This is a genomic window from Pseudomonas sp. 2822-15 (assembly GCF_002742515.1).
Taxonomy (GTDB): domain Bacteria; phylum Pseudomonadota; class Gammaproteobacteria; order Pseudomonadales; family Pseudomonadaceae; genus Aquipseudomonas; species Aquipseudomonas salomonii.
The window spans coordinates 12,694-37,719 of sequence record NZ_LJRY01000169.1 but is presented as its reverse complement, the minus strand read 5'-3'; the positions used below and the strand labels follow the sequence as shown (position 1 = coordinate 37,719).

Sequence of the window (25,026 nt, the reverse complement as noted above, 5' to 3'; positions counted from 1 at the left end):
TCGCGTCCGCTTAAAAATAGGCGGACACCATCGCCCTTAATTCCGGATTTCTGAAGGTGTGTTCGCTGGCCGCTTACCCTCGGGCGTATCTTCATGCCAGCCCACCGGCACCGACAACCACTGGCCGCTGGCGGCGCAAAAGCGCTCCTGACCCAGCGCGTCGTCGAAAAACACTTCGCGCCGATTCCGACCATAGCGGCCCTTGGCTTTATTGGCCGTAATCGTCAGCACCCAGGTCTTGAGGCTGGAGCGCCCCTGAAAACCACTCAACCCGCGCACAATCGCCAACCAGGCATCCTGCACCACGTCATCGACATGCCGATGCCCGGCAATCGCCGAAGCCACCGCGCGCATAGCGCCCTGATGGGTGTTGACCAGGTCGCAATAGGCCGCTTGCTCCCCCAACAGCAGGCGCCCGAGCAAGTATGCTTCGCCAACCGCCATTCCCTGATTGTGATCCTGCTGTTGTGCCAACATTCTTCAGACCCTCCACGTAGCAGCGGATGAGGATCCAGGCCCGTCCACGGCCATCCTCGTCAATACATACGCGGCCGGGCATTGTTCGGATGCAAAAAAAAGCGCCAGATCATTGATCTGGCGCTTTTTAGAATATGGGGTGGACGAAGGGGATCGAACCCTCGACAACGGGAGTCACAATCCCGTGCTCTACCAACTGAGCTACGCCCACCATATTGCATCAACAAGGAACTCGAACACCTTCCTTGTCTGGCCTCACCCTGCCTGATGGCTGGATGACGCTTAATTGGTGCGGATGAAGAGACTCGAACTCTTACGCCTCGCGGCGCTGGAACCTAAATCCAGTGTGTCTACCAATTCCACCACATCCGCGCTTGAAGCTCTTAAAGCAAAGGCGCCAGACGATTAATCTGGCGCCTTTTTAAATATGGGGTGGACGAAGGGGATCGAACCCTCGACAACGGGAGTCACAATCCCGTGCTCTACCAACTGAGCTACGCCCACCATATTGCATCAACAAGGAACTCGAACACCTTCCTTGTCTGGCCTCACCCTGCCTGATGGCTGGATGACGCTTAATTGGTGCGGATGAAGAGACTCGAACTCTTACGCCTCGCGGCGCTGGAACCTAAATCCAGTGTGTCTACCAATTCCACCACATCCGCGCTTGAAGCTCTTAAAGCAAAGGCGCCAGACGATTAATCTGGCGCCTTTTTAAATATGGGGTGGACGAAGGGGATCGAACCCTCGACAACGGGAGTCACAATCCCGTGCTCTACCAACTGAGCTACGCCCACCATCTAGCGCTACTTGTGCCAAAGCTGCCTAATGGCGCACCCGGCAGGACTCGAACCTGCGACCATCCGCTTAGAAGGCGGATGCTCTATCCAGCTGAGCTACGGGCGCCTTATTAATCTGTACTCGTTGAAGATTACAAACTAAGTGCTTCCAGCCTTGCAGAACAGCTCTATCTGCTCGACCTTCTTAACCAGTGCTAGGCTGTGCCCGACAAGTGCGACGAATAGTATAGACGGCCTTGATACCCGTCAAATCTTTTTTGAAAAAAACTGATTTTATTTAAGGGGTTAGGGCAATTTGCAGACCAAGCGCCTTTGCCCTCACGTCATGGCGTGCGAGAATGCGCGCACTTTTCTTCCCCCTCTCGATGGTTAATCACGCGTAATGACTGCACAACTTATCGACGGCAAATCAATCGCCGCCAGCCTGCGCCAGCAGATCGCCAAACGAGTCACCGAGCGCCGCCTGCAAGGCCTGCGCACGCCTGGCCTCGCGGTGATCCTGGTCGGCAGCGATCCTGCCTCTCAGGTTTATGTCTCGCACAAGCGTAAAGACTGTGAAGAGGTCGGCTTTATTTCCAAGGCCTACGACTTGCCTTCCGAGACCACCCAGCAGGCGCTTACCGACCTGATCGACGGCCTCAACGACGACCCGGCCATCGACGGCATCCTGCTGCAATTGCCGCTGCCCGAGCACCTGGACGCCTCCAAACTGCTGGAGCGCATCCGCCCGGACAAAGACGTCGACGGTTTCCACCCTTATAACGTCGGCCGCCTGGCCCAGCGTATTCCGCTGCTGCGCCCATGCACGCCCAAAGGCATCATGACCCTGCTGGAAAGCACCGGCGTCGATCTGTACGGCCTTGATGCAGTAGTGGTCGGCGCCTCCAACATCGTCGGTCGCCCGATGGCCATGGAACTGCTGCTGGCCGGCTGCACCGTGACTGTCACCCACCGTTTCACCAAGGACCTCGCCGGCCACGTTGGCCGCGCCGACCTGGTGGTGGTTGCCGCCGGCAAGCCGGGCCTGGTCAAGGGCGAGTGGATCAAGGAAGGCGCCATCGTCATCGACGTAGGCATCAACCGTCAGGATGACGGCAAGCTGGTCGGCGACGTGGTGTACGAAACCGCCCTGCCCCGCGCCGGCTGGATCACCCCGGTACCCGGCGGTGTCGGCCCGATGACCCGTGCGTGCCTGCTGGAAAATACCCTGTACGCAGCAGAAACCCTGCACGACTAATAACCAGCGGTACTGAAAAAGCCCTGCCTTATCGCAGGGCTTTTTATTGCGCGGCTAAAAGCCCTTTTTTTCTTAGTTTTTAAGTACTTTCGTCTGGTTCTAGAAGAACATTCGACAGTTCTTCGTCCATACTCCTAAAATGTAACGGCATTTATCAAAAAACCGTTCTCGAACGGCATTTTCCTTACTTTTTAGCGAGTTCACCCGCGTGAAAATTCGTCTCTCTCTTGTCAGCCTATTGTTTGCATTTACAGGCACCTTCGCGCACGCCAGCGAAACCACTATCGCTCCGCGTGATACTTCCAAACTGCAGATCGCTTCCGGCAGCGCCATATTGGTCGACCTGCAGACCAATAAAGTCATCTACGCCAGCAACCCCGATGTGGTGGTGCCGATTGCCTCCGTCAGCAAGCTGATGACCGGCCTGATCGTGCTCGAAGCCAAACAGAACATGGATGAGTACATCGATATCAACATCAAGGACACGCCGGAAATGAAAGGCGTGTTCTCCCGGGTGAAAATCGGCAGCGAAATGCCGCGCAAGGAAATGCTGCTGATCGCCCTGATGTCCTCGGAAAACCGCGCCGCCGCCAGCCTGGCCCACCACTACCCGGGCGGCTACCCGGCGTTTATTGCAGCAATGAATGCCAAAGCCAAGGCGCTGGGCATGACCAGCACGCACTACGTGGAACCTACCGGCCTGTCGATTCACAACGTGTCCACCGCCCGCGACCTGAGCAAGCTGCTGGCCGCTGCGCGTAAATACCCGATGCTGAGCCAACTGAGCACCACCAAGGAAAAGACCGTGGCGTTCCGCAAGCCCAACTACACCTTGGGTTTCTCCAACACCGATCACCTGATCAACCGCGCCAACTGGGATATCAAGCTGACCAAGACCGGCTTCACCAACCAGGCCGGCCATTGCCTGGTGCTGGTGACCAGCATGGGCAACCGCCCAGTCTCGCTGGTGATCCTTGATGCGTTCGGCAAGTTCACCCACTTCGCCGATGCCACGCGTATCCGCAACTGGGTCGAAACCGGCCGCAGTGGCTCGGTGCCGGATGTGGCCTTGCGCTACAAGGCCGACAAGAACCTGAAGAGTCGCCCGAACGCGGCTGAAGTACGCCGCTAAATAATAATGTGGGAGCTGGCTTGCCTGCGATAGCATCAACGCGGTGTAACAGATAAACCGAGTTGCCTGCATCGCAGGCAAGCCAGCTCCCACACAACCAAGCTCCCACAGGCTATAGCCTTACCCACAGGCCTTGGCCTTCAGTGCCTTTTACTTTCTTTCCGCCAGCACCTTGAGTGCCTGCGCCGCCGCCTGTTCCTGCCCGGCCTGCGCCGTGGCATTGGCAGAATCACGCCAGCGCTGCACATCCACATTCGCCGGCAACTGGCTCGGGCGCTGGGTCAAAATCGCCCAGTGCCCTGCACTCTTCCACGCCGATTCAAAATCACTGAAGCTCATCAACAACCGCCGGTCCATGCCCGAGCGCAGCAACACCGTGCTCTTCTGCTGATTGAACCCCACCACCACCACATAACGCGTGCCCGACCACATGCTCGGGTTGATCCGCGCCATCACCGGGTAACCCGCCGCCACTTGCGCCAGCACGGCCGTCAACTGGCTGTCCAGCGGATACACCATCAGCCCGTATTCACGCGCCAGCACCTGCATGTTGCGCTCAAGGTTCGCCTCGCCGCCCGGCAAGTGCAGCGGTTTGTCGAGCAAGCCGGGTGTCATGACAATGCCTTGTTGCGACAGCATGCTGGCTAATGCTGAAGGACCGCTCTGATAGGCCTCGCTGCGATACGCCGGCACGCCCGTGAGTTCAACGCGCTCCGGCAAGCCCGCCAGTTTCGACGGGTGCCCGGAGCACGCCGCCAACCCGAGGGCGCACGCCAGCAACAAGGAGGTTTTAACGTTCGAGCGTAAGCGCAATTTTTTACTCTCTTGATCAACGGCCGGTAAGGGCCCAGATCATAGCCCAATCGCATTCAGGGAGCAGTGACAGCGCGCTGATATAGCCAACAAGTTGGACCGATTCGACCATTGGTCAATAGCACGCAACCGTCAGCTGACTAGACTGTCCATTGAGAAGACTGTGTGTGCCCCCAGCGGGGCGAAAGGAGGCCGGAATGAGCCTTGCAACAACGATTTTCATGTTGGTCTGCGGTTGGCTGGCAGTAGCCGCCGCGATGTTGTGGGGCGTGATGCGCATAACGCGTCGGCATCACCACCCCCATGTCACACCTGCTGCACCGGGCAAGCCGCACAAGGCCGAGGTGCATCACGCCTAGCCAGGCATGCAATTGAAGTCTTGAGTCGCAGCCACTTCCTTGCCGCGACCGTCCTTGAGCACGGCACGCACAGTAGTGCCCAGGCTGGATTCCACCAGCGTGTAGTGCTCACCCGCCTTGAAATTCCTGTACTCGACCCGGCCCTGGCAGTCTTGCTGGTTGTCGTCGCCCGGCTCTTCTTCAAACAGTGTCACATCCAAACGATGGTTCCCCGGGGTCACTTCAAAATAACGGCCGTCGTCCACGCGGTGGCCGTCGACGCGCTCGGCCATCAGGTCATTTGGCGCTTCTTCCTTCAAACCAATCCACGCTTCGCTCGGGTCAGCTTTAGGGAGGGGGCCGGCGCAGGCCGACAACAACAAAACAACACCCAGTGCGGGGATCAATAACAAAGGTTTGAGTGACATGGCAGGGCTCCAAAGGGCTTCAGTAAAAATGGTTGGAAGCGATTCAACTGTATCGCCGCCGATGGGTGACAAGCTTGGAGAGCGGCCTTATGTAGAACAAATGAATACATATGAAACGATCTTCAGCCGTTAACTAAATGTTCCTTCACCTGGCTGAAAGGTGCGTGTTAGGTGGGTCGGGCAAGACTGCCGGGGTTTGCAATCCTGCTCCCTCGGAGGTTCACGCATGCTCGGGCTGGTAAAGACCGCACTGCAAAAGCCCTACACGTTTATTGTGTTGGCCATATTCATCTGCATCATCGGGCCGATGGCGGCCCTGCGAACCCCCACGGATGTTTTTCCCGATATCGGCATCCCCGTCGTCGCTGTGGTCTGGCAGTACAACGGCCTGTCTCCGGACGCCATGGCCGGTCGGGTGATCTACACCTACGAACGCTCCTTGAGCACCACCGTTAACGACATCGAACACATCGAATCGCAATCGCTGCCCGGCATGGGCATCGTCAAGATCTTCTTCCAGCCCGGCGTGGATATCCGCACCGCCAACGCCCAAGTAACGGCCGTGTCACAAACCGTGCTCAAGCAGATGCCACCGGGCATCACGCCGCCGCTGATCCTTAACTACAGCGCTTCCACGGTGCCGATCCTGCAACTGGCGTTTTCCAGCCCCAGCCTCTCGGAAGCCAAGATCCGCGACCTGGTGCAGAACAATATCCGCCTGCCCCTGAGCGCCCTGCCCGGCCTGGCCATGCCCACGCCAATGGGCGGCAAGCAACGCCAGATAACCCTCGACCTCGACCCCCAGGCGCTGGCCGCCAAAGGCTTGTCGGCCCAGGACGTGGGCAACGCGCTGGCGCTGCAAAACCAAATCATTCCAGTGGGTACCGCCAAACTCGGCCCCAACGAATACACGATCCTGCTCAACAACAGCCCCAAGGCGATTGATGAGCTCAACGACCTGCCGATCAAGACGGTCGACGGCGCAATCATCACCATCGGCCAGGTGGCCCACGTGCGTGACGGCTCGCCGCCGCAGACCAACATCGTGCGCGTCGACGGCCACCGTGCAGTGCTGATGCCGGCGTTGAAAAACGGCAGCATCTCTACCCTGTCGATCATTGACGGCATCCGCCAGATGCTGCCGCGCATCAACGAAACCCTGCCGCCGTCGCTTAAAACCTCATTGCTGGGCGACGCCTCGGTGTTTGTTAAACAATCGGTGGGCAGCGTGGCCCAGGAAGGCATCATTGCCGCATTGCTGACCAGTGCGATGATCCTGCTGTTCCTCGGCAGCTGGCGCTCCACCTTGATCATCGCCGCCTCAATTCCGTTGGCGGTGTTGTCGGCCATTGCATTGCTGGCGGTCACCGGGCAAACCCTCAACGTGATGACCCTCGGCGGGCTCGCATTGGCGGTGGGGATTCTGGTGGACGATGCCACGGTGACCATCGAAAACATCAACTGGCACCTGGAACAAGGCAAGGCGGTGAAGACCGCGATCCTCGACGGCGCCGCGCAGATCGTCGGCCCGGCGTTTGTGTCGCTGCTGTGTATCTGCATCGTGTTTGTGCCGATGTTCCTGCTGCAAGGCATTGCCGGTTACCTGTTCCGGCCGATGGCGCTGGCGGTGATTTTCGCCATGGCCAGCTCGTTCATTCTCTCGCGCACCCTGGTGCCGACCCTGGCGATGTTTTTGCTCAAGCCGCACGTGCCGGAGCAAGGGCCTGGGCATCACCCGGAAGATGAGTTCATCAACCATCACGAAGGTGAACAGCACAAAAAACCGCGCAACCGCGTGCTGCAATCGGTGCTGAATTTCCAGCAGGGTTTCGAGCGGCACTTCTCGAATATCCGCGACACCTACCACGGCCTGCTGACCCTGGCGCTGGGCGCACGCAAGCGCTTTATCGTCGGTTTCCTGGCCTGCGTGCTGGCCTCGTTCCTGCTGTTGCCAAGCCTGGGCCAGGACTTCTTCCCGGCCACCGACGCCGGCGCCCTGGCCCTGCACGTGCGCTTGCCCTTGGGCACGCGTATCGAAGAAAGCGCGGCGGCGTTCGACCGCATTGAAGCGCGGATTCGTGAAGTGATCCCCGCCGCAGAGCTCGACACCATCGTCGACAACATCGGCATCCCGCTCAGCGGCATCGACATGGCCTACAGCAGCAGCGGCACCATCGGCCCGCAGGACGGCGACATCCAGGTCAGCTTGAAAAAGGACCATGCGCCGACCGCCGACTACGTGAAAAAACTGCGTGAAGCCTTGCCGCAAAGCTTCCCCGGCAGCCACTTTGCGTTCCTGCCTGCCGACATCAGCAGCCAGATCCTCAACTTCGGTGCCCCCGCGCCGCTGGACGTGAAAATCTCCGGGCGCAGCGATGCGGAAAACCGCGCTTACGCCATCGAACTGGAACGCCGCCTGCAGCATATTCCGGGCATTGCCGACCTGCGCATCCAGCAGTCCACCGGCTACCCATCATTGCAGGTGAACGTCGACCGCATGCGCGCCAATGGCCTGGGCATCACCGAGCGAGACGTCACCAACAGCATGGTCGCCTCGCTTGCCGGCAGCTCCCAGGTCGCGCCGACGTTCTGGCTTAACCCGGCCAACGGCGTGTCCTACTCCATCGTCGCCGCCACCCCGCAATACCGCCTCGACAGCTTGCCGTCACTGGAAGCCTTGCCAGTGACCGGTGCCGATGGGCAATCGCAAATCCTTGGCGGCCTGGCGAGCATCTCCCGCGTGCAGAGCCCGGCGGTGGTGACCCACTACAACATCGAACCGACCCTGGACCTGTACGCCAACGTGCAAGGCCGCGACCTCGGCGGCGTGGCCCGTGACGTGCAAAAGGTGCTGGATGACACCGCCTCCATGCGCCCCAAAGGCGCGGTGATCAGCCTGCACGGGCAGATCGATGCGCTGCATGAAGCCTTCAGCGGTTTGAGCTTCGGCTTGCTCGGCGCCGTGGTGCTGATCTACCTGCTGATCGTGGTCAACTTCCAGTCGTGGGCTGATCCGTTTGTGATCATCACTGCACTGCCGGCGGCGCTGGCGGGGATTGTGTGGATGCTGTTCCTCAGCGGCACCTCGCTGTCGGTGCCGGCACTCACTGGCGCCATCCTCTGTATGGGCGTGGCCACCGCCAACTCGATCCTGGTGGTGAGTTTCTGCCGTGAACGCCTGGCCGAACATGGCGACGCGCTCAAGGCGGCCATGGAAGCCGGTTACACGCGCTTCCGCCCGGTGTGCATGACCGCCCTGGCGATGATCATCGGCATGTTGCCGCTGGCGATTTCCGAGGAGCAGAACGCCCCGCTCGGCCGCGCCGTGATCGGTGGCTTGATCTTCGCCACCATCGCCACGTTGTTGTTTGTACCCGTGGTCTTCAGCCTGGTCCACGGTCGTCACCCTACTCGCGAAGTTGCTGGAGAAACCCCACATGTCGTCTGATCACAAACCCTCGCGCAAGCGTCTGATGCTCCTGGGTGTCGGCGGCCTGACATTGGCCGCCCTGTTGGTCGCCAACGGCCTGCACGCCCGCACCACCCACGAAGAAGCGGTGACGGCCTGGACCGAAACCGCCGCCATCCCCCAGGTGATGGTATTCCAGCCCAAGCTCAACGCGGCCGGCGATACCCTGCGCCTGCCCGCGCACCTTGAGGCCTGGAGCAAGGCGCCGATTCATGCGCGGGTGAGCGGCTATTTGAAAGACTGGAAAGTCGACATCGGCAGCCAGGTGAAAGCCGGGCAAATCCTCGCCGAAATCGACAGCCCGGACCTCGACCAGCAGCTGGCGCAAACCCACGCCCGCCTGCTTCAGGAACAGGCCAATGCACGCCTGGCCGCAACCACCGCCACACGCTGGCAGAACCTGCTCGCCAGCCATTCGGTGTCGCGTCAGGAGGCGGATGAAAAGACCTCCAACGCCGCCGCGGCCAAAGCCAACGCCGAGGCGGCGGCTGCCGACTATGCGCGGCTGTCGGCGCTGGAAAGCTACAAGACCATCCGCGCGCCGTTCGCCGGCACCATCACCGCGCGCAACACCGATATCGGCCAGTTGATCAAGGCCGACACCGACAGCGACCCGGAACTGTTCAACATCGCCGACACCCACCAACTGCGCCTGTATGTGCCGGTGCCGCAGAACTACGCGTCGGTGATCCACCCTGGGCTTGAGGCCGAACTGACCGTGCCCGAGCACCCTGGCGAACACTTCAAGGCGCGCCTGATCGGCGACTCCACCGCCATCGACCGCCGTTCGGGCACCCTGCTTGCGCAATTCGTCGCCGACAACCCCAACGGCGAACTGCTGCCCGGTGACTACGCCGAAGCCACCCTGCCAATCCCGGCCGACACCCATGGCGTGAGCATCCCGGCCAGCGCCTTGATCTTCCGCGCCCAAGGCACCCAGGTGGCGGTGCTGGATGCGCAAAATCACGTGCACCTGCAAGACATCCACATCGGCCTGGACCTGGGCGAGCGCCTGGTGATCGACCAAGGCCTCAAACCCGCCGACCGCGTGGTCGACAACCCGCCCGACGCCCTGCGCGAAGGCGACCCGGTCCAGCTTGCCCAAGCCGGAGGTGCCCATGCGCATAAGGTTTAACCCCCTCGCGGCGTTAGTGCTGCTGGCCTTGCAGGGTTGCTCGATGGCGCCCACCTACAAGGTGCCCTCGGTTGACCTGCCGGCCGGCTACCGCGAACAGACCAGCGATGGCCCGTGGCACAGCGCGCAACCGTCCGACCAGTTGGCACCCCAATGGTGGACGCTCTACAACGATTCGCAGCTCAATGACCTGCAACAGCAACTGCTCAAGGCCAACCCGGACCTGGCGGCGGCGCTGGCACACTTTGATGCGTCTCAGGCGTATGCCAGCCAACTGCATGCCGGATTGTTCCCGCAAATCACCGCCAGCGCGCAGCCATTGCGCCAGCGGCAATCGGATTCGCGGCCACTGCGCGGCGATACGCAGCCGTCGGTGTACAACAGCAATACCGCCGCGTTTTCCCTGAGCTACGACCTCGACCTGTGGGGCAAGATTCGCAACCAGGTCGCAGCCGGTGACGCCCAGGCGCAAGCCTCCGGGGATGACCTGGCAGTGGCGCGCCTGAGCCTGCAGCACCAGTTGGCGACCTTGTATGTGCAGCTCAACGGCCTGGATGCGCAGAGCCGGATCCTCAATAGCTCGCTGGAGGATTTCAGCCAGGCGCTGCAACTGACCCGCAGCCGATACGAAGGCCAGATTGCTTCGGAGCTGGACCTGACCCGTGCGCAAAGCCAGTTGGCCGAAGCCAAGGCTCAACTGGATGAAGTGCGCGGGCAACGCAACCTCACCGAGCACGCCATTGGTGAATTGGTGGGCGTGGCAGCCAGTAACTTCACGCTGCCGCCGAGCCAGCAGTTGATTGCCTTGCCGGGCATCCCCTCGCAGCTGCCGAGCCACCTGCTGCAACGTCGCCCGGACATTGCGGCGGCGGAACGGCGGGTGTTTGCGGCCAATGCCAATATTGGCGTGGCCAAGGCGGCGTGGTACCCGGATTTCAGTCTCACCGGGTTGATCGGCGGGCAGACTCAAGGGGTTGGCAACCTGCTGTCTGCCGGTAACCGCTACTGGGCGCTGGGGCCGCTGGTGAATCTGCCGATCTTTGATGGTGGGCGGCTGAGCGCCAATGAGCGCCAAGCCAAGGCCGAGTTTGAAGAAGCGTCGGCGCAATACCGTAGCCATGTGCTTAAAGCGGTGCGTGAGGTGGAAGATAACCTGGCGCAACTGCGGGACTTGCAGCAAGAGGCCCAGGATGAACAAGCGGCGGCGGACGCAGCAGAACATACACAGGCGTTGGCGATGAACAGTTATCAGGCCGGGGCCGTGAGTTATCTGGATGTGGTCACCGCGCAAACGGCGGCGTTACAGGCGCAAAGGACCTTGCAGGCGGTGCAGACGCGGCAGTTGCAGGCGAGTGTGGGGTTGGTGACGGCATTGGGCGGCGGTTGGCGCCCGGATGCGTGAACCTCAGGTGATGCACTGGTGCTACGGCCCTTGCCACAGACGGTGCCGCGGAGGACTATGCGCCCATGGCAAGGGTAGCGAAGCAGCGGCGAGGGATCAGTGGCAAAGTACTCAGATTTGGCCCATTTACTGCGTAGCAGAATTGAAATGGGCATGTACCAGGAAGGGCAACGACTCCCTTCCGTGCGCATATTAAGCGCCGAACACGGGGTCAGCCTGGGCACCGTGCAACAGGCATACCGACTCCTGGAGGAGCAGGGGCTGGCGTCACCAGCCCCCAAATCCGGGCATTTCGTCAGCCGCAAACAGCACGTCTATCTATTGCCCACGATGCGTGACTCCGAACGAACTCCCCTGGATATATTGGAATGGGATGAAATCTACAAGGTGACGGCCAACACCCCTGACGAAGGGGTTCTGCAACTGGGCAGAGGCATGCCAAGTGTTGACACACCGACACTCAAACCCTTGATGAAAAGCCTGAGCCACGAAGCGAAGCGTTGGCAAAAGGATGGGCTCAACTATGAAAACATCAAGGGCAACCTGGAGTTAAGAACACAAATCAGCCGGTTGATTATTGATTCCGGCTGCCTTATCGGCCCCAACGAGATCATCATCACCGCCGGATGCCAGGAAGCACTGATGTGCTCCATACGCTCTATTTGCAGCCAGGGCGATATCGTCGTCGTGGAGTCGCCCAGTTTTCACGGCGCGATTCAGACACTCAAAGTGTGCGGTATAAAAGTCATCGAGGTGCCTAGCCACCCATTGACGGGCATTGACCTGGAGTCGCTGGAACTTATCGCCGAGCAATGGCCTATTCGGGCGGTGCTGGTCAACCCCAATTGCAATAACCCGTTGGGTTATGTAATGCCCAATGAGCGTAAGGAAGCGCTGGTAACGCTGTCCAGAACCTTCGGTTTTTTTATCATCGAAGATGACACCTATGGCGACCTGACGTTCTCGTATCCGCGCCCGCAAACCATCAAGTCCCTGGACACTGAAGGCAAGGTCATTCTGTGCGGGTCTTTTTCAAAAACACTGGCGCCCGGCTTGCGGGTCGGCTGGGTGGTGCCGGGAACATTCTACGACAAGGTGCTGCACACCAAATACATCAGCTCCGGTGCTACCGCGACGGCCAATCAAAGGGCAATTGCCGAGTTCATGAGCAAGGGGCTCTATCAGATCCACCTTCGACGTATGCGCATCAATTACAAAGCCAACAGGGAGTTGATGACGAACTGGATCTCCAAGTATTTCAACGCCGGCATCCGCGTCAGCCGGCCGCAAGGCGGTTATTTCTTGTGGATTGAATTGCCGGACGGGGTGTCGGCTTATGAACTCAGTGATCGCCTGATGAAGCACAATGTGCAGATTGCGACCGGCAAAATATTTTCATCGTCGGGGAAATATGAAAACTGCATTCGTATCAATTACGGCGGCCTGCTGAATGATCGTGCAGAGCACGCGATAGAAACCATGGGGCAGCTTGTGTCCGATTTGAACGTCTCGCATATGCTGCGTTAGCCGGCACGCAACAGACAGGCCCTCAAGGGCCTGTCTGTTTCAGCTCATGCCAGGCACAAGCGGTTCATTCCTGAGAGAACCTAATCGAATAAAGGCGTTCAGGGCCTGGCCCAGGCTGGTCTGCCCCCCTGACCCAACCGGTCGACTCATACAGTTGAACGGCCTCTTTATACAGCGCTCGCGTTTTCAGGAACACCTCCCTGACGCCCATGGATTTTGCCGCAGCGACGGCGGTATTGAGCATGGCCACGCCGGCACCAAACCGACGATAGTTTTTGTCCAGGTAAAACTTGGTGAGTTTGACCCTGCCCTCCCCGCACGCGGTCAAAATGGCCGACCCCACAGGGTTGCCATCAAACACCGTGACCAGCTCCACAACATTCTCCTTGGGCACGCCAAAGCACATGATGTCGCGGTCGTCATCGTCGGGATCGGCCGCGATGCCGTATTCGACAAATGTCTTGAACACCATTTTCCTGATCGCCACCGCATCTTCTAGCGTCGCTTTACGAATGATGAAGTTATCGCGCCGCAAATAAACCGTCTCACTCATGTGTACCAAGCCTCAACTTCGATGTTCGAAAGCGGAACCAGCACACAGGGCAAAATCGCATTGCCGCCGCGCTCTTTTTCCGTGAGCGCCAGCATGGGGGTCAACTCACTGTATTCACCGGATATCAACTTCACTTGGCAAGACCCGCATCGCCCTTGGCGGCAGCGTGTGCGCACCAGGCCCATCCGCTCACAGGCATTGACCAAGGAAAATGCCGCGCTGGCGATGAGCTCGTGCCGGGTCGCGCACGTGAGCGTAAAACTATCTGTTTTCATAGCCGGCCCACTCCCATTCAAGGTTTTCATACAGCTTCATCAGGCCGCGATTATTGTTGGTGAACTCAACGGCCCTTTGCAGCTCAACCGAATTATTGATGATCGCTGTACGCACACCTTCCAGTGACGGACGATCCAATTGGTCAATCACCGTAATCCACGCGTTAAGGTCGGCACGGAAAAAGTTCTTCGCGACCAACTCAACGGTGTCCTTGAATACCTTCTGGCCTTCGCTGGACAGCGCCCAATAGATATCCCGCGCCAGTACCGCGAACTGCGAACCGTGGTTCCACTCATCTTTGGCATGGGCATTCACAGCCGCCAGAAAAATCGGCTGAATGGACGAAGCATTGGCCAGCAGGTCCAAGTAGTCGGTGATGTGGTTTTCGGTACAGCACGCCGTCGCGATGCGCGCGACTCGGCGCTTCCATTCGCAATCAAGGCCGTTGATGTACGTACTCATAACATCAACAAGATGAAACTCCGTAGGGAACAACGACAGCTGTCTATTCGTCCGGACAGCGTCACAGGTAAGCACCGCCAACAGGGTGTGGTAGCCCTCGTCGGTCATCGCTTGCGCCATCGAACGGGCCATCTCGGGGCCGACACTGTTGTCCTGTCGCGACCTGATCACCTCGATGCAGGCCGGTGTGACCAAGTCGGTTTCAATAAAAATCGTATTGCTTTGGTAGATGATCCAACCCGCCGACAGCAAATCGCTTTGATCCTGGGGTTCCAAGGCTCGCCACTGGTCGAATGTCGAGAAGGGCACCATCTCCGGGATAAAGTCCGGGACATGCATATTGAATGAGCGTGCTGAAACGTCATTGAAGCGCATGACCTCGGCTTCGAACGGCCAACTGTTGCTTATACTTTCAATCACTTCTTTTGAGTAATTGCGCTCTTCGATATTCACAGAACTATGACGCAACATGCTCGCCCCCTTGCGCGGTGAATTCCAGAAACAACATGTCCCTCGACGCGGTGCAATCGTCTGACGCATTCATTTGACTGACACTGTGATACACCTTGGAATCATCGAATATCACCAGGTCACCGTAACGCGTCAGGGTGAAACTCTCGAGCAGGTGCTTATCGTTGTCATAAATGGAGTTCTCTGCACCGACGCAGTTTGCAGTACGGTTGATACAAAACAGGCTGGAAAATGTCACACCATCCTTATGAATACCTTCGGGTGTCGGAAACCCCGCCACGCCTCGGGACGACGTGATTCTGACTTGGTGCAAATAAACTTGCCAAATCGCCACATCCCTGTAGCGGGTAAAGATAGCGACATAATCGCGGATCATGCGTTTTATGAACGGATGCGTGGCTATGTACGGTGTGATCGGTTCGAAATGCCGGTCGACGCCACCGTTCAGAGTATTATTATACTTATCCTGAAAAAAAGGCTTGTGCGGCAATATACCGACCTCATCACTCTTGACATTGTAACGCAGCTCGGTAAAACGCCGGCGCCGATACTTGCCACCGTCCGCCATAAATTCATCCGGCGGCAGACCATCCCAAGTCTCCAGAAACGCTCTCCAATCATCCGATCGATGCGCCAGTGTGATGAAGTAGTTGAAATAGTTACCCACCCAATAGCCGGCGCGCTTGAGTTGCAGTTCAATGACGTCAGAGGTGCTGTGCATCCCCAACACTGTCGCTACGGCCGAGTTTTCATACCTCATATGTACCTATCCTTCAATGGATGATTGAGAGCCCTAATGCCGCACCAAAAAACACGAAAAATACAGCCACTACTTTCGATCCAACCTTACTGGCGGAAGGCGACGTTAACTTCGCAGCGATTCGAGTCGCTACCACGGCGTAACACGACAGTATGGAAAACTTTATCAAGGCACTGAGCACCACCAGAAGCGCAAAGAACTGTAAATCTGGAGCACCACTCTTTTCGAACTGCGGCAGTAACGCAGTGAAATAAACAAGTGCTTTGGGGTTGCTGATACCAATCAAAAAAGATTGCACCCACTGTCGAGTTAACGACGGCAACCGGGCCTCAGACACAGCGATACTCGCCGCGGGGATAACGGCCCGGCTTTTCTTGAACGCAACGACCCCAAGATAAATAAGGTAGGCCGCGCCCGCAAACTTCAAACCATTAAACATGGCGGGATGGTTGGCAAAGAATGTGGCAATTCCGAATGAAGAGATCAACCCCATTATCAAAATGGCGAACACATCGCCACTGAGCACGCCAATGGCTTTTAATGGCCCATACTTTATTGAGTTATTAACCAGGAAGACCGTGGAGGGCCCCGGCGAGCCTGCCTGAACCATAGTAATCAGGATGAACGACAACCACGCATACATAGTCATAAGTTAACTCTGGTCTGATTTTCTTGATGAATGAAGTTGCCGGAACATGGCCTTGATTGTCTCGCTTACTTAACCCATGGGCTATTCTTGGCTGTGGCGAGCGAACAATTAAGATTCAGAAAATCTATTTCTTTAGTGCACAGTTGCACCTGCGGCCATCTGTATGGTGTTTTTTTTGGAATCTGTACCAGAGTCGGGGGATTTGTCAGAGGGTGGAGGGTGTGCAGTTGCTGGTTGATCGGGTCGTAGAAGGAGGCGGCGAGGCACGTGTGCAGTAACGGCGTCGCCTGTCAGGGCCTCATCGCAGGCAAGCCAGCTCCCACATTTGGAATGTATTCACCTATCAAAATGTGGGAGCTGGCTTGTCGGGTCGCCGCATCGCTGCGATGGCGGCCTATCAGGCAGCCAGCTTCCCGCTGGCAATCGCCGCCGATGCCGCCACCATCGCCCGCAACAACACCGCACACCCCGCCGCCAGATCATCCGGCGCGGCATTCTCGATTTCGTTATGGCTGATGCCGCCTTCACACGGCACGAAGATCATCCCCGCCGGGCCCAGTTCAGCAACGAAGATCGCGTCGTGCCCTGCCCCGCTGACGATATCCATGTTCGACAACCCCAACCCATTTGCGGCATCGCGCACAGCGTCCACGCAGCCTTTGTCGAAGTACAACGGCGGGAAGTCAGCAGTGGGCTCCAACTCGAACGTCAGCCCGTGCTTGGCACAGGTCTCGTCGATCACCGTGCGCACCTGGGCAATCATCGAATCCAGCCGCGCCGGTTCCAGGTGACGGAAGTCCAGGGTCATACGCACTTCACCGGGGATCACATTGCGCGAGCCGGGATAGGCCTGCAGGCAACCAACAGTCCCACACGCATGCGGCTGATGCCCCAACGCCGCCGCATTCACCGCCGCCACCACGGCGGCCGCGCCCACCAGAGCATCCTTGCGCAGGTGCATTGGCGTCGGCCCCGCATGCGCTTCAACACCGCGCAGTTTCAGGTCAAACCACTTCTGCCCCAATGCCCCCAGCACTACGCCGATGGTTTTCTTCTCGTCCTCAAGAATCGGCCCTTGTTCGATATGCGCTTCGAAATACGCGCCCACCTTGTGACCACTGACAGCACGCGTGCCCGCATAGCCAATCGCATTCAATGCATCGCCCACGCTGACGCCATCCACATCGACCTTGGCCAAGGTATCGGCCAGGGTGAATTTCTCGGCAAACACGCCCGAGCCCATCATGCACGGCGGGAAGCGTGAGCCTTCTTCGTTGGTCCACACCACCACTTCCAGCGGTGCTTCGGTTTCGATCTTGAGGTCGTTGAGGGTGCGCAGCACTTCCACACCCGCCAGCACGCCGAAGCAGCCGTCGAACTTGCCACCCGTAGGCTGGGTGTCGATATGGCTGCCGGTCATCACCGGTGGAAGGTTGGGATTGCGGCCAGGGCGCCGGGCGAAAATATTGCCGATGCCGTCGATGGTCACGGTGCAGCCAGCGGCTTCGCACCACTGCACAAACAGGTCGCGGGCCTTGCGGTCGAGGTCGGTGAGGGCCAGGCGACACACGCCGCCCTTGGGCGTGGCGCCGAGTTTGGCCAGGTCCATCAGCGACTGCCACAGGCGGTCGCGGTTGATGTGCTGATGGGTCGATTGCAGAACGTCCAGGGCAGCGTTCATGGGGATCTCCTCAGGCTGTGTTTCTTATGATTTAACTCGATCCAATGTGAACCGAGCTTGTGTGGGAGCTGGCTTGCCTGCGATTGCATCACCTCGGTTCGGCGGGAATACCGAGTCGCCTGTATCGCAGGCAAGCCAGCTCCCACAGTGACCGCATTTACACAGGTGATTTGGCGGCGACCGGGCTGATACGGCGCTTGGCATTCAAGCCGTAATACAACAACCCACCCAACGCCGAGCCGGTGAACCAGCCATAGCTGTAAAACCAGCTGAACGCATCACTGCCCAACGACAGCAAGGTCAGCACCACCGGCACGCCGAAGGCCACAAAGCCGCTCCAGTTCCATGCCGGGTACACGTCGTCGCGGTACAAACCGGCCAGGTCCAGCTGCTGTTTGCGCGTGATGAAATAGTCCACCACCATGATCCCGGCAATCGGGCCGAGCAGGCTGGAGTAGCCCAGCAACCAGTTGGAATACACGGTTTCCAGGCTCACATCCGAGACGATCAACCCAAGCTTTTTCAGCAGTTCGTGGGCCATCAATGCCAGCCCGACCAGGCCGGTGAGGATCACCGCCGTGGTGCGGTTGATCAGCTTGGGCGCGATGTTCTGGAAGTCGTTGGTGGGCGAAACGATGTTCGCGGCGGTGTTGGTGGACAAAGTGGCGATGATGATCAGCGCCATGGCGATGGCGACCCACACCGGGCTCTGGATATGCCCGATCAAGGTGACGGGATCGGAAACACTCACACCCACCAGCTTCACCGATGCGGCGGTCATGATCACGCCGAGGGCGGCGAACAGGAACATGGTCAACGGCAGGCCGAAAATCTGCCCGAGAATCTGGTCCTTCTGGCTTTTGGCGTAGCGGCTGAAGTCGGGAATATTCAGCGACAAGGTGGCCCAAAAGCCCACCATGGCCGTCAGCCCGGCCATAAAGTAACCGGTGAGGCTTGCGCCTTCGGGGCGCTTGGGTGGGATTGCCATCAACTCGCTGAGGGACACATTGGGCATTGCCCACACCAGCAAGCCAATCCCCACCGCCACCAGCAAAGGCGCCGACAGGGTTTCCAGGCGCTTGATCGACTCGGCGCCACGCAGCACCACCCACAGGTTCAAGGTCCAGAAAATCATGAAACCGATCACTTCACCGGTGCCGCCGAGGGACTTCCAACCTTCGAAAATCGAACCCAGGAACAGGTGAATCGCCAGCCCGCCGAACATCGTCTGGATACCAAACCAGCCACAGGCCACCAGCGCCCGAATCAGGCACGGCACGTTGGAGCCGAGGATGCCGAAGGACGAGCGCAACAGCACCGGAAACGGAATGCCGTACTTGGTGCCCGGGAAGGCGTTAAGGGTCAGCGGGACCAGCACCACGATATTGGCCAGCAAAATTGCCATCAGCGCCTCGCCCACCGACAGCCCGAAATAGGCCGTGAGCACGCCGCCCAGGGTGTAGGTCGGCACGCAAATCGACATACCGACCCACAGCGCAGTGATGTGCCACTTGTTCCAGGTGCGTTCATGCACCTTGGTCGGTGCCATGTCGTGGTTGTAGCGCGGGCTGTCGAGGACGTCGGGGCCGGCGTCGAGTTCGTACAGGCCGTTGCGTTCAATGACTTGCGATCTGTTCTGTTGCATGGCCGCTCCACGGTTTTTTTAAAATTATTGTTGCTCATCCAGCGCGTGGCGCCGGATGGCCGGAGTACCTCGTAAACAACATGACATCACGGGCTCGGCCAGCCGCCACTGCACTCAATAACCGTGCCGACAACCGCACCTTAACCCACACCGCTTATATAACTCACTGATGTTAATCAGCTTTCAGATTGTGCCTACGGTACTTGTCGCCTTACTCAGGCTAAATAACGCGAAAGTTACCCGAACTGTCAGGACTCAATCTGGTGCAACACAATTATTTTTATTTACCCATGCCGTCAAGCGGCATGTCTCAAGCGTCTGATTTGCAATAAGAAATGTTGCTCAATTTAAGAACCTGTCAAGTGCGTCAAAATGGTGAAGGGGCGCTACATTTTGGTGATTTATAGTTTTTTACTTTTAAAATCATGCAGTTAAAATCGATATAAGCTTAAGAAAAATCTTCTTGCTCATTCGAAAAACTCGGGCTAGTTTCTATTCCTGTCACCGATGACAGGATTAAACCGGCCATCGGCAAGCAGCATTACAACACTTAGAACTGGCACAAGCCGGTCAAGCCTGTGAGGAACTCGACATGTCGCTGTTGATCCGTGGCGCCACCGTTATTACCCATGATGAAAGTTACCGCGCCGATGTGTTATGCGCAGACGGTCTCATTCGCGCTATTGGCACGAATCTGGACGTTCCCGCCGGCACTGAAACACTCGATGGCAGTGGCCAATACTTGATGCCCGGCGGCATCGACCCGCATACGCATATGCAACTGCCCTTCATGGGCACTGTGGCCAGTGAAGACTTTTTCAGTGGCACGGCGGCGGGTCTGGCAGGCGGCACCACCTCGATCATCGACTTTGTGATTCCCAACCCGCAGCAATCGCTGATGGAGGCTTTTCATCAGTGGCGCGGCTGGGCGGAAAAATCCGCCTCGGATTACGGTTTTCATGTGGCGATCACCTGGTGGAGCGAGCAGGTGCGCGAGGAGATGGCCGAGCTGGTCAGCCACCATGGCATCAACAGCTTCAAGCACTTCATGGCTTACAAAAACGCGATCATGGCGGCGGATGACACCCTGGTCGCCAGCTTCGAGCGCTGCCTGGAACTGGGCGCGGTGCCGACGGTGCACGCAGAAAACGGCGAGCTGGTGTATCACCTGCAACGCAAGCTGATGGCCCAGGGCATTACCGGGCCGGAAGCGCATCCGCTGTCGCGTCCGTCCCAGGTGGAAGGCGAAGCAGCCAGCCGCGCCATTCGCATCGCCGAGACCATCGGCACGCCGTTGTATCTGGTGCACGTGTCAACCCAGGAAGCACTCGACGAAATCACCTACGCCCGTGGCAAAGGCCAGCCGGTCTACGGCGAAGTGCTGGCCGGGCACCTGCTGCTGGATGACAGCGTGTACCAGCACCCCGACTGGCAAACCGCCGCCGGTTACGTGATGAGCCCGCCGTTCCGTCCGCTTGGGCATCAGGAAGCACTCTGGCACGGCTTGCAGTCGGGCAACCTGCACACCACCGCCACCGACCACTGCTGCTTCTGCGCCGAGCAAAAAGCCGCCGGCCGCGACGACTTCAGCAAGATCCCCAACGGCACCGCCGGCATCGAAGACCGCATGGCGCTGCTGTGGCACGAGGGCGTGAACACCGGGCGTTTGTCGATGCAGGAATTTGTTGCGCTGACGTCGACCAACACCGCGAAGATCTTCAATCTCTACCCGCGCAAAGGCGCGATCCGCGTGGGTGCCGATGCCGATCTGGTGCTGTGGGATCCCGAGGGCACGCGCACGATTTCGGCCAAGACCCACCATCAGAAGGTCGACTTCAACATCTTCGAAGGCAAGACCGTGCGCGGCGTGCCGAGCCACACCATCAGCCAGGGCAAGCTGGTGTGGGCCGATGGGGATTTACGCGCCGAGCGCGGTGCCGGGCGGTATGTGGAACGGCCGGCGTATCCGGCGGTGTTTGAGCAGTTGAGCAAGCGGGCCGAGCATTCCAGGCCCACTGCCGTAAAGCGCTGAACATACAGCGCACATGATCGTTCCCACGCTCTGCGTGGGAATGCAGTCAGGGGCGCTCTGCGCCCCAAAAGCGGACGCAGAGCGTCCAGTGAGGCATTCCCACGCAGAGCGTGGGAACGATCGCCCATCAGAGGCAGCACCTCAACAACCGTGAGGCCAATACCGTGATCCAGACCCTGACCCACCTCCCCCATCCCCATGAAGATGGACCCACTCTCGCCAGCCACTTCACCGACCTGGCGCCGCCTCTCAACACCCGCCAGGCCCAACTGGAAGCCTCGCGCTGCCTGTATTGCTACGACGCGCCGTGCGTGAATGCGTGCCCCAGCGAAATCGATATCCCATCGTTCATCCGCAATATTCACACCGAGAACGTGCAAGGCGCCGCGCAGAAAATCCTCTCGGCCAATATCCTCGGCGGCAGCTGCGCTCGCGTGTGCCCCACCGAGATTCTGTGCCAGCAAGCCTGCGTACGTAACAACGCCGAAGAATGCGCGCCGGTGCTGATCGGCCTGTTGCAGCGCTACGCCATCGACAACGCGCACTTTCGCGAACACCCGTTCCAGCGCGCGGCACCCACGGGCAAACGCATCGCCGTGGTCGGTGCCGGGCCTGCGGGCCTGGCCTGCGCCCACCGCGCCGCCCTGCATGGCCATGACGTGGTGATTTTCGAAGCCCGGGAAAAAGCCGGCGGCCTGAATGAATACGGGATCGCCAAGTACAAGCTGGTGGATGATTTTGCCCAGAAGGAGCTGGATTTCCTGTTGCAGATCGGCGGTATCGAGATCCGCCATGGCCAGCGCCTGGGTGGCAACCTGACATTGAGCGAATTGCACCAGCAATTCGATTCGGTATTTTTGGGCCTGGGCCTCGCCGCCAGCAAACAACTGGGCTTGCCCCATGAAGACGCGCCCGGCCTGCTCGCCGCCACCGACTACATCCGCGAACTGCGCCAGGCCGATGACCTCAGCCAGCTGCCCTTGGCCGACCGCTGCATCGTGCTCGGTGCCGGCAATACCGCCATCGACATGGCCGTGCAAATGGCTCGCCTCGGCGCCCGCGATGTCAACCTGGTGTACCGCCGTGGCCTGGCCGATATGGGCGCCACTCACCATGAACAAGAGATCGCCAAGGCCAATCAGGTGCGGCTGCTGACCTGGGCTCAACCGGATGAAGTGTTGCTGGATGATCAAGGCCGTGTGCGCGGCATGCGTTTTTTGCGCACGCGCATGGAAAACGGTCGCCTGCACCCCACTGGCGAGACCTTTGAACTGGCCTGCGACGCAATCTTCAAAGCCATCGGCCAGGGTTTTGACAACGAGGCGCTACATGATCCGCTGGCCCAGCAACTGCACCGGGTGGGCGAGCGCATCTTCGTCGACGAACAGCTGCAAACCAGCATCCCGGGCATCTATGCCGGCGGCGATTGCGTCAGCCTCGGCCAGGACCTCACCGTGCAGGCGGTGCAACATGGCAAGCTGGCCGCCGAGGCCATGCACGCCCAACTCATGCTGAACGTGGAGGCTGCGTAATGGCCGATCTCTCGATTGTATTTGCCGGTATCAAAGCCCCCAACCCGTTCTGGCTGGCCTCCGCGCCGCCCACCGACAAGGCCTACAACGTGGTGCGCGCCTTTGAAGCCGGCTGGGGCGGCGTGGTGTGGAAAACCCTCGGGGAAGACCCGGCGGCGGTCAACGTCTCGTCACGTTATTCAGCGCACTACGGTGCCAACCGTGAAGTACTGGGTATCAACAACATCGAACTGATCACCGACCGCTCCCTGGAGATCAATCTCAAGGAAATCACCCAGGTGAAAAAGGATTGGCCCGACCGCGCCCTGATCGTATCGCTGATGGTGCCGTGTGTTGAAGAATCCTGGAAAAATATCCTGCCGTTGGTGGAGGCCACCGGCTGCGATGGCATCGAGCTGAACTTCGGCTGCCCCCACGGCATGCCCGAGCGCGGCATGGGCGCAGCGGTCGGCCAGGTGCCGGAGTACGTGGAACAGGTGACGCGCTGGTGCAAGACCTACTGCTCGCTGCCGGTGATCGTCAAGCTTACGCCGAACATCACCGACATCCGCGTGGCGGCGCGCGCAGCGTATCGCGGCGGTGCGGATGCGGTGTCGTTGATCAACACCATCAACTCCATCACCAGTGTGGACCTGGAGCGCATGGTCGCCCTGCCGGTGGTCGGCACGCAAAGTACCCATGGCGGTTATTGCGGCTCGGCGGTCAAGCCGATTGCGTTGAACATGGTCGCCGAAATCGCCCGCGACCCGCAGACCCAAGGGCTGCCGATCTGCGGCATCGGTGGCATCGGCAATTGGCGTGATGCGGCGGAATTTGTTGCTCTGGGCTGTGGCGCGGTGCAGGTGTGCACGGCGGCGATGCTGCATGGGTTTCGGATTGTGGAAGAGATGAAGGACGGGCTCTCGCGGTGGATGGACAGCCAGGGCTACGCCAGCCTGCAGGAATTTTCCGGGCGGGCGGTGGGCAATATTACGGACTGGAAGTACCTGGACATCAACTATCAGGTGATTGCCAAGATCGATCAGCAGGCGTGTATCGGCTGCGGGCGTTGCCATATTGCCTGTGAGGATACGTCACACCAGGCGATTGCCAGCTTGAAACAGGCGGACGGCACGCATAAATACGAGGTGATCGATGATGAGTGCGTCGGCTGCAATTTGTGCCAGATTACCTGCCCGGTGGCCGATTGCATCGAGATGGTGCCGATGGAAACGGGCAAGCCGTTTTTGAACTGGACGCAGGATCCGCGTAACCCCTATCGCGAAGCTGTGTAGCCCTTTAGACCGCCATCGCAGGCAAGCCAGCTCCCACAGTTTGATTTGTGAATACATTCAAATGTGGGAGCTGGCTTGTCGGATCGCCGCACCGCTGCGATGGCGCCCTCAGCCGCACCACCAAGCTCAAGGCTCCAAGCCAATCCCACGCAAAATCACACTGGTCACCGTCTGAATCGCCTTCTCGAACTGCCTGTCCGACAATGGCTGGTGATCATTCAAGATCTTCACCTGATGATCAAAATCCGCATAGTGCTGGGTCGAGGCCCAAATCATATACAGCAGGCTTGACGGCTCCACCGGCAGGATGCGTTTGTCTTCCACCCACTGACGAATTTTCGCCTCCTTCATCTTGGCCCAGTCGTACAGGCTTTCATCCAGCGCCTCACCGAGTGTCGGCGCGCCGTGGATGATTTCATTCGCCCAGACTTTCGAACCATAGGGCCGCGTGCGTGAGCGCTGCATCTTGGCGCGGATATAACTGCTGAGCACCACGCGCGGGTCATCGAAAGTTTCAAAGCTCAACGCATCCTGCTTCCACAGGTCCAGCAGGTCGAACAGCACGGCGCTGTACAGTTCGCTTTTGGTGCTGAAGTAGTAATGCAGGTTGGAGCGCGGCAGTTGCACTTCTTCGGCAATGTCGGCCATGGCGGTGCTGCCGTAGCCCTTCTCGGCGAAGACTTTCTCCGCCGCCAACAGGATTTTCTCGACGTTGCTGCGCCGGATGCCGATCTTGTGATTGCCCATGGATGGTGGAGCCCCAGTCACTTTCAAATACAATTCATTTTCAAGCATCACATCATGAACCGCTTCATTAGGCTACACGCCGTTGATCGCCAGATCAGCGCCAGCGCCGTAAAGCCCACAGTATTCCAAGGCGTCAGCCTGCGTGATCGGGCTATGATCGGCGCATCTGAACCGGACACCCCAGAC

20 protein-coding genes, 6 tRNA genes and 1 pseudogene are annotated in these 25,026 nt (G+C 59.0%); 10 read left to right on the top strand and 17 right to left on the bottom strand.

Annotation, left to right across the window (positions count from 1 at the left end; all coding sequences use genetic code 11):
- Positions 1 to 78: 78 nt before the first annotated feature.
- The 7 genes and pseudogenes from AOA59_RS05915 to AOA59_RS05885 all read right to left on the bottom strand — a co-directional run.
- A pseudogene (locus AOA59_RS05915) lies at positions 79 to 444 on the bottom strand (RNA polymerase sigma factor); the annotation flags it as partial.
- A 168-nt stretch (positions 445 to 612) separates the two neighbouring features.
- A tRNA-His gene (locus tag AOA59_RS05910) sits at positions 613 to 688 on the bottom strand.
- Between the two features lie 76 nt (positions 689 to 764).
- A tRNA-Leu gene (locus AOA59_RS05905) sits at positions 765 to 849 on the bottom strand.
- Positions 850 to 905: 56 nt separating this feature from the next.
- A tRNA-His gene (locus tag AOA59_RS05900) sits at positions 906 to 981 on the bottom strand.
- Positions 982 to 1,057: 76 nt separating this feature from the next.
- Positions 1,058 to 1,142 (bottom strand) — tRNA-Leu (locus tag AOA59_RS05895).
- A gap of 56 nt (positions 1,143 to 1,198) precedes the next feature.
- Positions 1,199 to 1,274: transfer RNA gene (locus AOA59_RS05890), tRNA-His, on the bottom strand.
- Positions 1,275 to 1,306: 32 nt separating this feature from the next.
- Positions 1,307 to 1,383 (bottom strand) — tRNA-Arg (locus tag AOA59_RS05885).
- Between the two features lie 276 nt (positions 1,384 to 1,659).
- Between AOA59_RS05885 and folD the strand changes: the two genes are divergently transcribed.
- Positions 1,660 to 2,514 (top strand): bifunctional methylenetetrahydrofolate dehydrogenase/methenyltetrahydrofolate cyclohydrolase FolD, encoded by an 855-nt coding sequence (gene folD / locus AOA59_RS05880; RefSeq protein WP_056861391.1) that lies wholly within the window; start codon positions 1,660 to 1,662, stop codon positions 2,512 to 2,514.
- 208 nt (positions 2,515 to 2,722) lie between these two features.
- On the top strand, positions 2,723 to 3,646 hold the full coding sequence (gene pbpG, locus AOA59_RS05875; protein WP_065931109.1) for a D-alanyl-D-alanine endopeptidase: 924 nt from the start codon (positions 2,723 to 2,725) through the stop codon (positions 3,644 to 3,646).
- A gap of 150 nt (positions 3,647 to 3,796) precedes the next feature.
- On the opposite strand, the gene AOA59_RS05870 is transcribed toward pbpG, so the two are convergent.
- Positions 3,797 to 4,459 (bottom strand): peptidase C39 family protein, encoded by a 663-nt coding sequence (locus AOA59_RS05870; protein ID WP_069788300.1) that lies wholly within the window; start codon positions 4,457 to 4,459, stop codon positions 3,797 to 3,799.
- 197 nt (positions 4,460 to 4,656) lie between these two features.
- On the opposite strand from AOA59_RS05870, the gene AOA59_RS32635 reads away from it, so the two are divergent.
- Positions 4,657 to 4,818: a hypothetical protein gene (locus AOA59_RS32635; protein ID WP_178076243.1), complete on the top strand. Its 162-nt coding sequence runs from the start codon at positions 4,657 to 4,659 to the stop codon at positions 4,816 to 4,818.
- Here the strand turns inward: AOA59_RS32635 and AOA59_RS05865 are convergent.
- Entirely contained in the window at positions 4,815 to 5,225 is a 411-nt protein-coding gene (locus AOA59_RS05865) for a hypothetical protein (protein WP_099486378.1), read from the bottom strand. The genes AOA59_RS32635 and AOA59_RS05865 overlap by 4 nt on opposite strands.
- A gap of 226 nt (positions 5,226 to 5,451) precedes the next feature.
- On the opposite strand from AOA59_RS05865, the gene AOA59_RS05860 reads away from it, so the two are divergent.
- From AOA59_RS05860 to AOA59_RS05845, 4 genes are all read left to right on the top strand, one after another.
- A complete protein-coding gene (locus AOA59_RS05860) occupies positions 5,452 to 8,673 on the top strand; it encodes an efflux RND transporter permease subunit (protein ID WP_099486376.1) in 3,222 nt (1,073 codons plus the stop codon).
- Positions 8,663 to 9,829 (top strand): efflux RND transporter periplasmic adaptor subunit, encoded by a 1,167-nt coding sequence (locus tag AOA59_RS05855; protein WP_069788302.1) that lies wholly within the window; start codon positions 8,663 to 8,665, stop codon positions 9,827 to 9,829. Before AOA59_RS05860 ends, AOA59_RS05855 begins: the two co-directional genes overlap by 11 nt.
- Positions 9,813 to 11,231: an efflux transporter outer membrane subunit gene (locus tag AOA59_RS05850; protein WP_099486375.1), complete on the top strand. Its 1,419-nt coding sequence runs from the start codon at positions 9,813 to 9,815 to the stop codon at positions 11,229 to 11,231. Before AOA59_RS05855 ends, AOA59_RS05850 begins: the two co-directional genes overlap by 17 nt.
- A gap of 99 nt (positions 11,232 to 11,330) precedes the next feature.
- Positions 11,331 to 12,758, top strand: a complete 1,428-nt coding sequence (locus AOA59_RS05845; protein WP_256593031.1) for a PLP-dependent aminotransferase family protein — start codon at positions 11,331 to 11,333, stop codon at positions 12,756 to 12,758.
- Positions 12,759 to 12,822: 64 nt separating this feature from the next.
- On the opposite strand, the gene AOA59_RS05840 is transcribed toward AOA59_RS05845, so the two are convergent.
- From AOA59_RS05840 to AOA59_RS05805, 7 genes are all read right to left on the bottom strand, one after another.
- A complete protein-coding gene (locus AOA59_RS05840) occupies positions 12,823 to 13,311 on the bottom strand; it encodes a GNAT family N-acetyltransferase (RefSeq protein WP_099486371.1) in 489 nt (162 codons plus the stop codon).
- Positions 13,308 to 13,586, bottom strand: a complete 279-nt coding sequence (locus tag AOA59_RS05835) for a 2Fe-2S iron-sulfur cluster binding domain-containing protein (RefSeq protein WP_218212193.1) — start codon at positions 13,584 to 13,586, stop codon at positions 13,308 to 13,310. The genes AOA59_RS05840 and AOA59_RS05835 overlap by 4 nt, the downstream gene beginning before the upstream one ends.
- Complete coding sequence (locus AOA59_RS05830; protein ID WP_158235229.1) at positions 13,573 to 14,520, bottom strand: diiron oxygenase; 948 nt, start codon at positions 14,518 to 14,520, stop codon at positions 13,573 to 13,575. Before AOA59_RS05830 ends, AOA59_RS05835 begins: the two co-directional genes overlap by 14 nt.
- Positions 14,507 to 15,280: a 2OG-Fe dioxygenase family protein gene (locus AOA59_RS05825; RefSeq protein WP_099486365.1), complete on the bottom strand. Its 774-nt coding sequence runs from the start codon at positions 15,278 to 15,280 to the stop codon at positions 14,507 to 14,509. The genes AOA59_RS05830 and AOA59_RS05825 overlap by 14 nt, the downstream gene beginning before the upstream one ends.
- A 13-nt stretch (positions 15,281 to 15,293) precedes the next feature.
- Positions 15,294 to 15,929 carry a LysE family translocator gene (locus AOA59_RS05820; protein WP_099486363.1) on the bottom strand — a complete coding sequence of 212 codons (636 nt, stop codon included), beginning with the start codon at positions 15,927 to 15,929 and terminating at the stop codon, positions 15,294 to 15,296.
- A 397-nt stretch (positions 15,930 to 16,326) separates the two neighbouring features.
- Positions 16,327 to 17,610, bottom strand: a complete 1,284-nt coding sequence (locus tag AOA59_RS05810; RefSeq protein ID WP_099486359.1) for a Zn-dependent hydrolase — start codon at positions 17,608 to 17,610, stop codon at positions 16,327 to 16,329.
- A 157-nt stretch (positions 17,611 to 17,767) separates the two neighbouring features.
- Positions 17,768 to 19,255 (bottom strand): NCS1 family nucleobase:cation symporter-1, encoded by a 1,488-nt coding sequence (locus tag AOA59_RS05805; RefSeq protein ID WP_099486357.1) that lies wholly within the window; start codon positions 19,253 to 19,255, stop codon positions 17,768 to 17,770.
- A 592-nt stretch (positions 19,256 to 19,847) separates the two neighbouring features.
- On the opposite strand from AOA59_RS05805, the gene hydA reads away from it, so the two are divergent.
- The 3 genes from hydA (at position 19,848) to preA (ending at position 24,093) form a co-directional block, all read left to right on the top strand.
- Positions 19,848 to 21,287 (top strand): dihydropyrimidinase, encoded by a 1,440-nt coding sequence (hydA, locus tag AOA59_RS05800; RefSeq protein WP_069786284.1) that lies wholly within the window; start codon positions 19,848 to 19,850, stop codon positions 21,285 to 21,287.
- 164 nt (positions 21,288 to 21,451) lie between these two features.
- Entirely contained in the window at positions 21,452 to 22,819 is a 1,368-nt protein-coding gene (locus AOA59_RS05795; RefSeq protein WP_099486380.1) for an NAD(P)-dependent oxidoreductase, read from the top strand.
- Positions 22,819 to 24,093 carry an NAD-dependent dihydropyrimidine dehydrogenase subunit PreA gene (preA, locus tag AOA59_RS05790; RefSeq protein WP_099486355.1) on the top strand — a complete coding sequence of 425 codons (1,275 nt, stop codon included), beginning with the start codon at positions 22,819 to 22,821 and terminating at the stop codon, positions 24,091 to 24,093. The genes AOA59_RS05795 and preA overlap by 1 nt, the downstream gene beginning before the upstream one ends.
- A gap of 126 nt (positions 24,094 to 24,219) precedes the next feature.
- Here the strand turns inward: preA and AOA59_RS05785 are convergent, their stop codons facing one another.
- A complete protein-coding gene (locus tag AOA59_RS05785) occupies positions 24,220 to 24,840 on the bottom strand; it encodes a TetR/AcrR family transcriptional regulator (RefSeq protein ID WP_065931121.1) in 621 nt (206 codons plus the stop codon).
- Positions 24,841 to 25,026: the final 186 nt, after the last annotated feature.

What these genes read in the sequence shown, in the direction of transcription:
- folD (WP_056861391.1), top strand. Translation starts at nt 1,660, where the DNA reads ATGACTGCACAACTTATCGACGGCAAATCAATCGCCGCCAGCCTGCGC.
- AOA59_RS32635 (WP_178076243.1), top strand. Translation starts at nt 4,657, where the DNA reads ATGAGCCTTGCAACAACGATTTTCATGTTGGTCTGCGGTTGGCTGGCA.
- AOA59_RS05865 (WP_099486378.1), bottom strand. Translation starts at nt 5,225, where the DNA reads ATGTCACTCAAACCTTTGTTATTGATCCCCGCACTGGGTGTTGTTTTG.
- AOA59_RS05860 (WP_099486376.1), top strand. Translation starts at nt 5,452, where the DNA reads ATGCTCGGGCTGGTAAAGACCGCACTGCAAAAGCCCTACACGTTTATT.
- AOA59_RS05855 (WP_069788302.1), top strand. Translation starts at nt 8,663, where the DNA reads ATGTCGTCTGATCACAAACCCTCGCGCAAGCGTCTGATGCTCCTGGGT.
- AOA59_RS05850 (WP_099486375.1), top strand. Translation starts at nt 9,813, where the DNA reads ATGCGCATAAGGTTTAACCCCCTCGCGGCGTTAGTGCTGCTGGCCTTG.
- AOA59_RS05840 (WP_099486371.1), bottom strand. Translation starts at nt 13,311, where the DNA reads ATGAGTGAGACGGTTTATTTGCGGCGCGATAACTTCATCATTCGTAAA.
- AOA59_RS05835 (WP_218212193.1), bottom strand. Translation starts at nt 13,586, where the DNA reads ATGAAAACAGATAGTTTTACGCTCACGTGCGCGACCCGGCACGAGCTC.
- AOA59_RS05830 (WP_158235229.1), bottom strand. Translation starts at nt 14,520, where the DNA reads ATGTTGCGTCATAGTTCTGTGAATATCGAAGAGCGCAATTACTCAAAA.
- AOA59_RS05825 (WP_099486365.1), bottom strand. Translation starts at nt 15,280, where the DNA reads ATGAGGTATGAAAACTCGGCCGTAGCGACAGTGTTGGGGATGCACAGC.
- AOA59_RS05820 (WP_099486363.1), bottom strand. Translation starts at nt 15,929, where the DNA reads ATGACTATGTATGCGTGGTTGTCGTTCATCCTGATTACTATGGTTCAG.
- AOA59_RS05810 (WP_099486359.1), bottom strand. Translation starts at nt 17,610, where the DNA reads ATGAACGCTGCCCTGGACGTTCTGCAATCGACCCATCAGCACATCAAC.
- AOA59_RS05805 (WP_099486357.1), bottom strand. Translation starts at nt 19,255, where the DNA reads ATGCAACAGAACAGATCGCAAGTCATTGAACGCAACGGCCTGTACGAA.
- hydA (WP_069786284.1), top strand. Translation starts at nt 19,848, where the DNA reads ATGTCGCTGTTGATCCGTGGCGCCACCGTTATTACCCATGATGAAAGT.
- preA (WP_099486355.1), top strand. Translation starts at nt 22,819, where the DNA reads ATGGCCGATCTCTCGATTGTATTTGCCGGTATCAAAGCCCCCAACCCG.
- AOA59_RS05785 (WP_065931121.1), bottom strand. Translation starts at nt 24,840, where the DNA reads ATGGGCAATCACAAGATCGGCATCCGGCGCAGCAACGTCGAGAAAATC.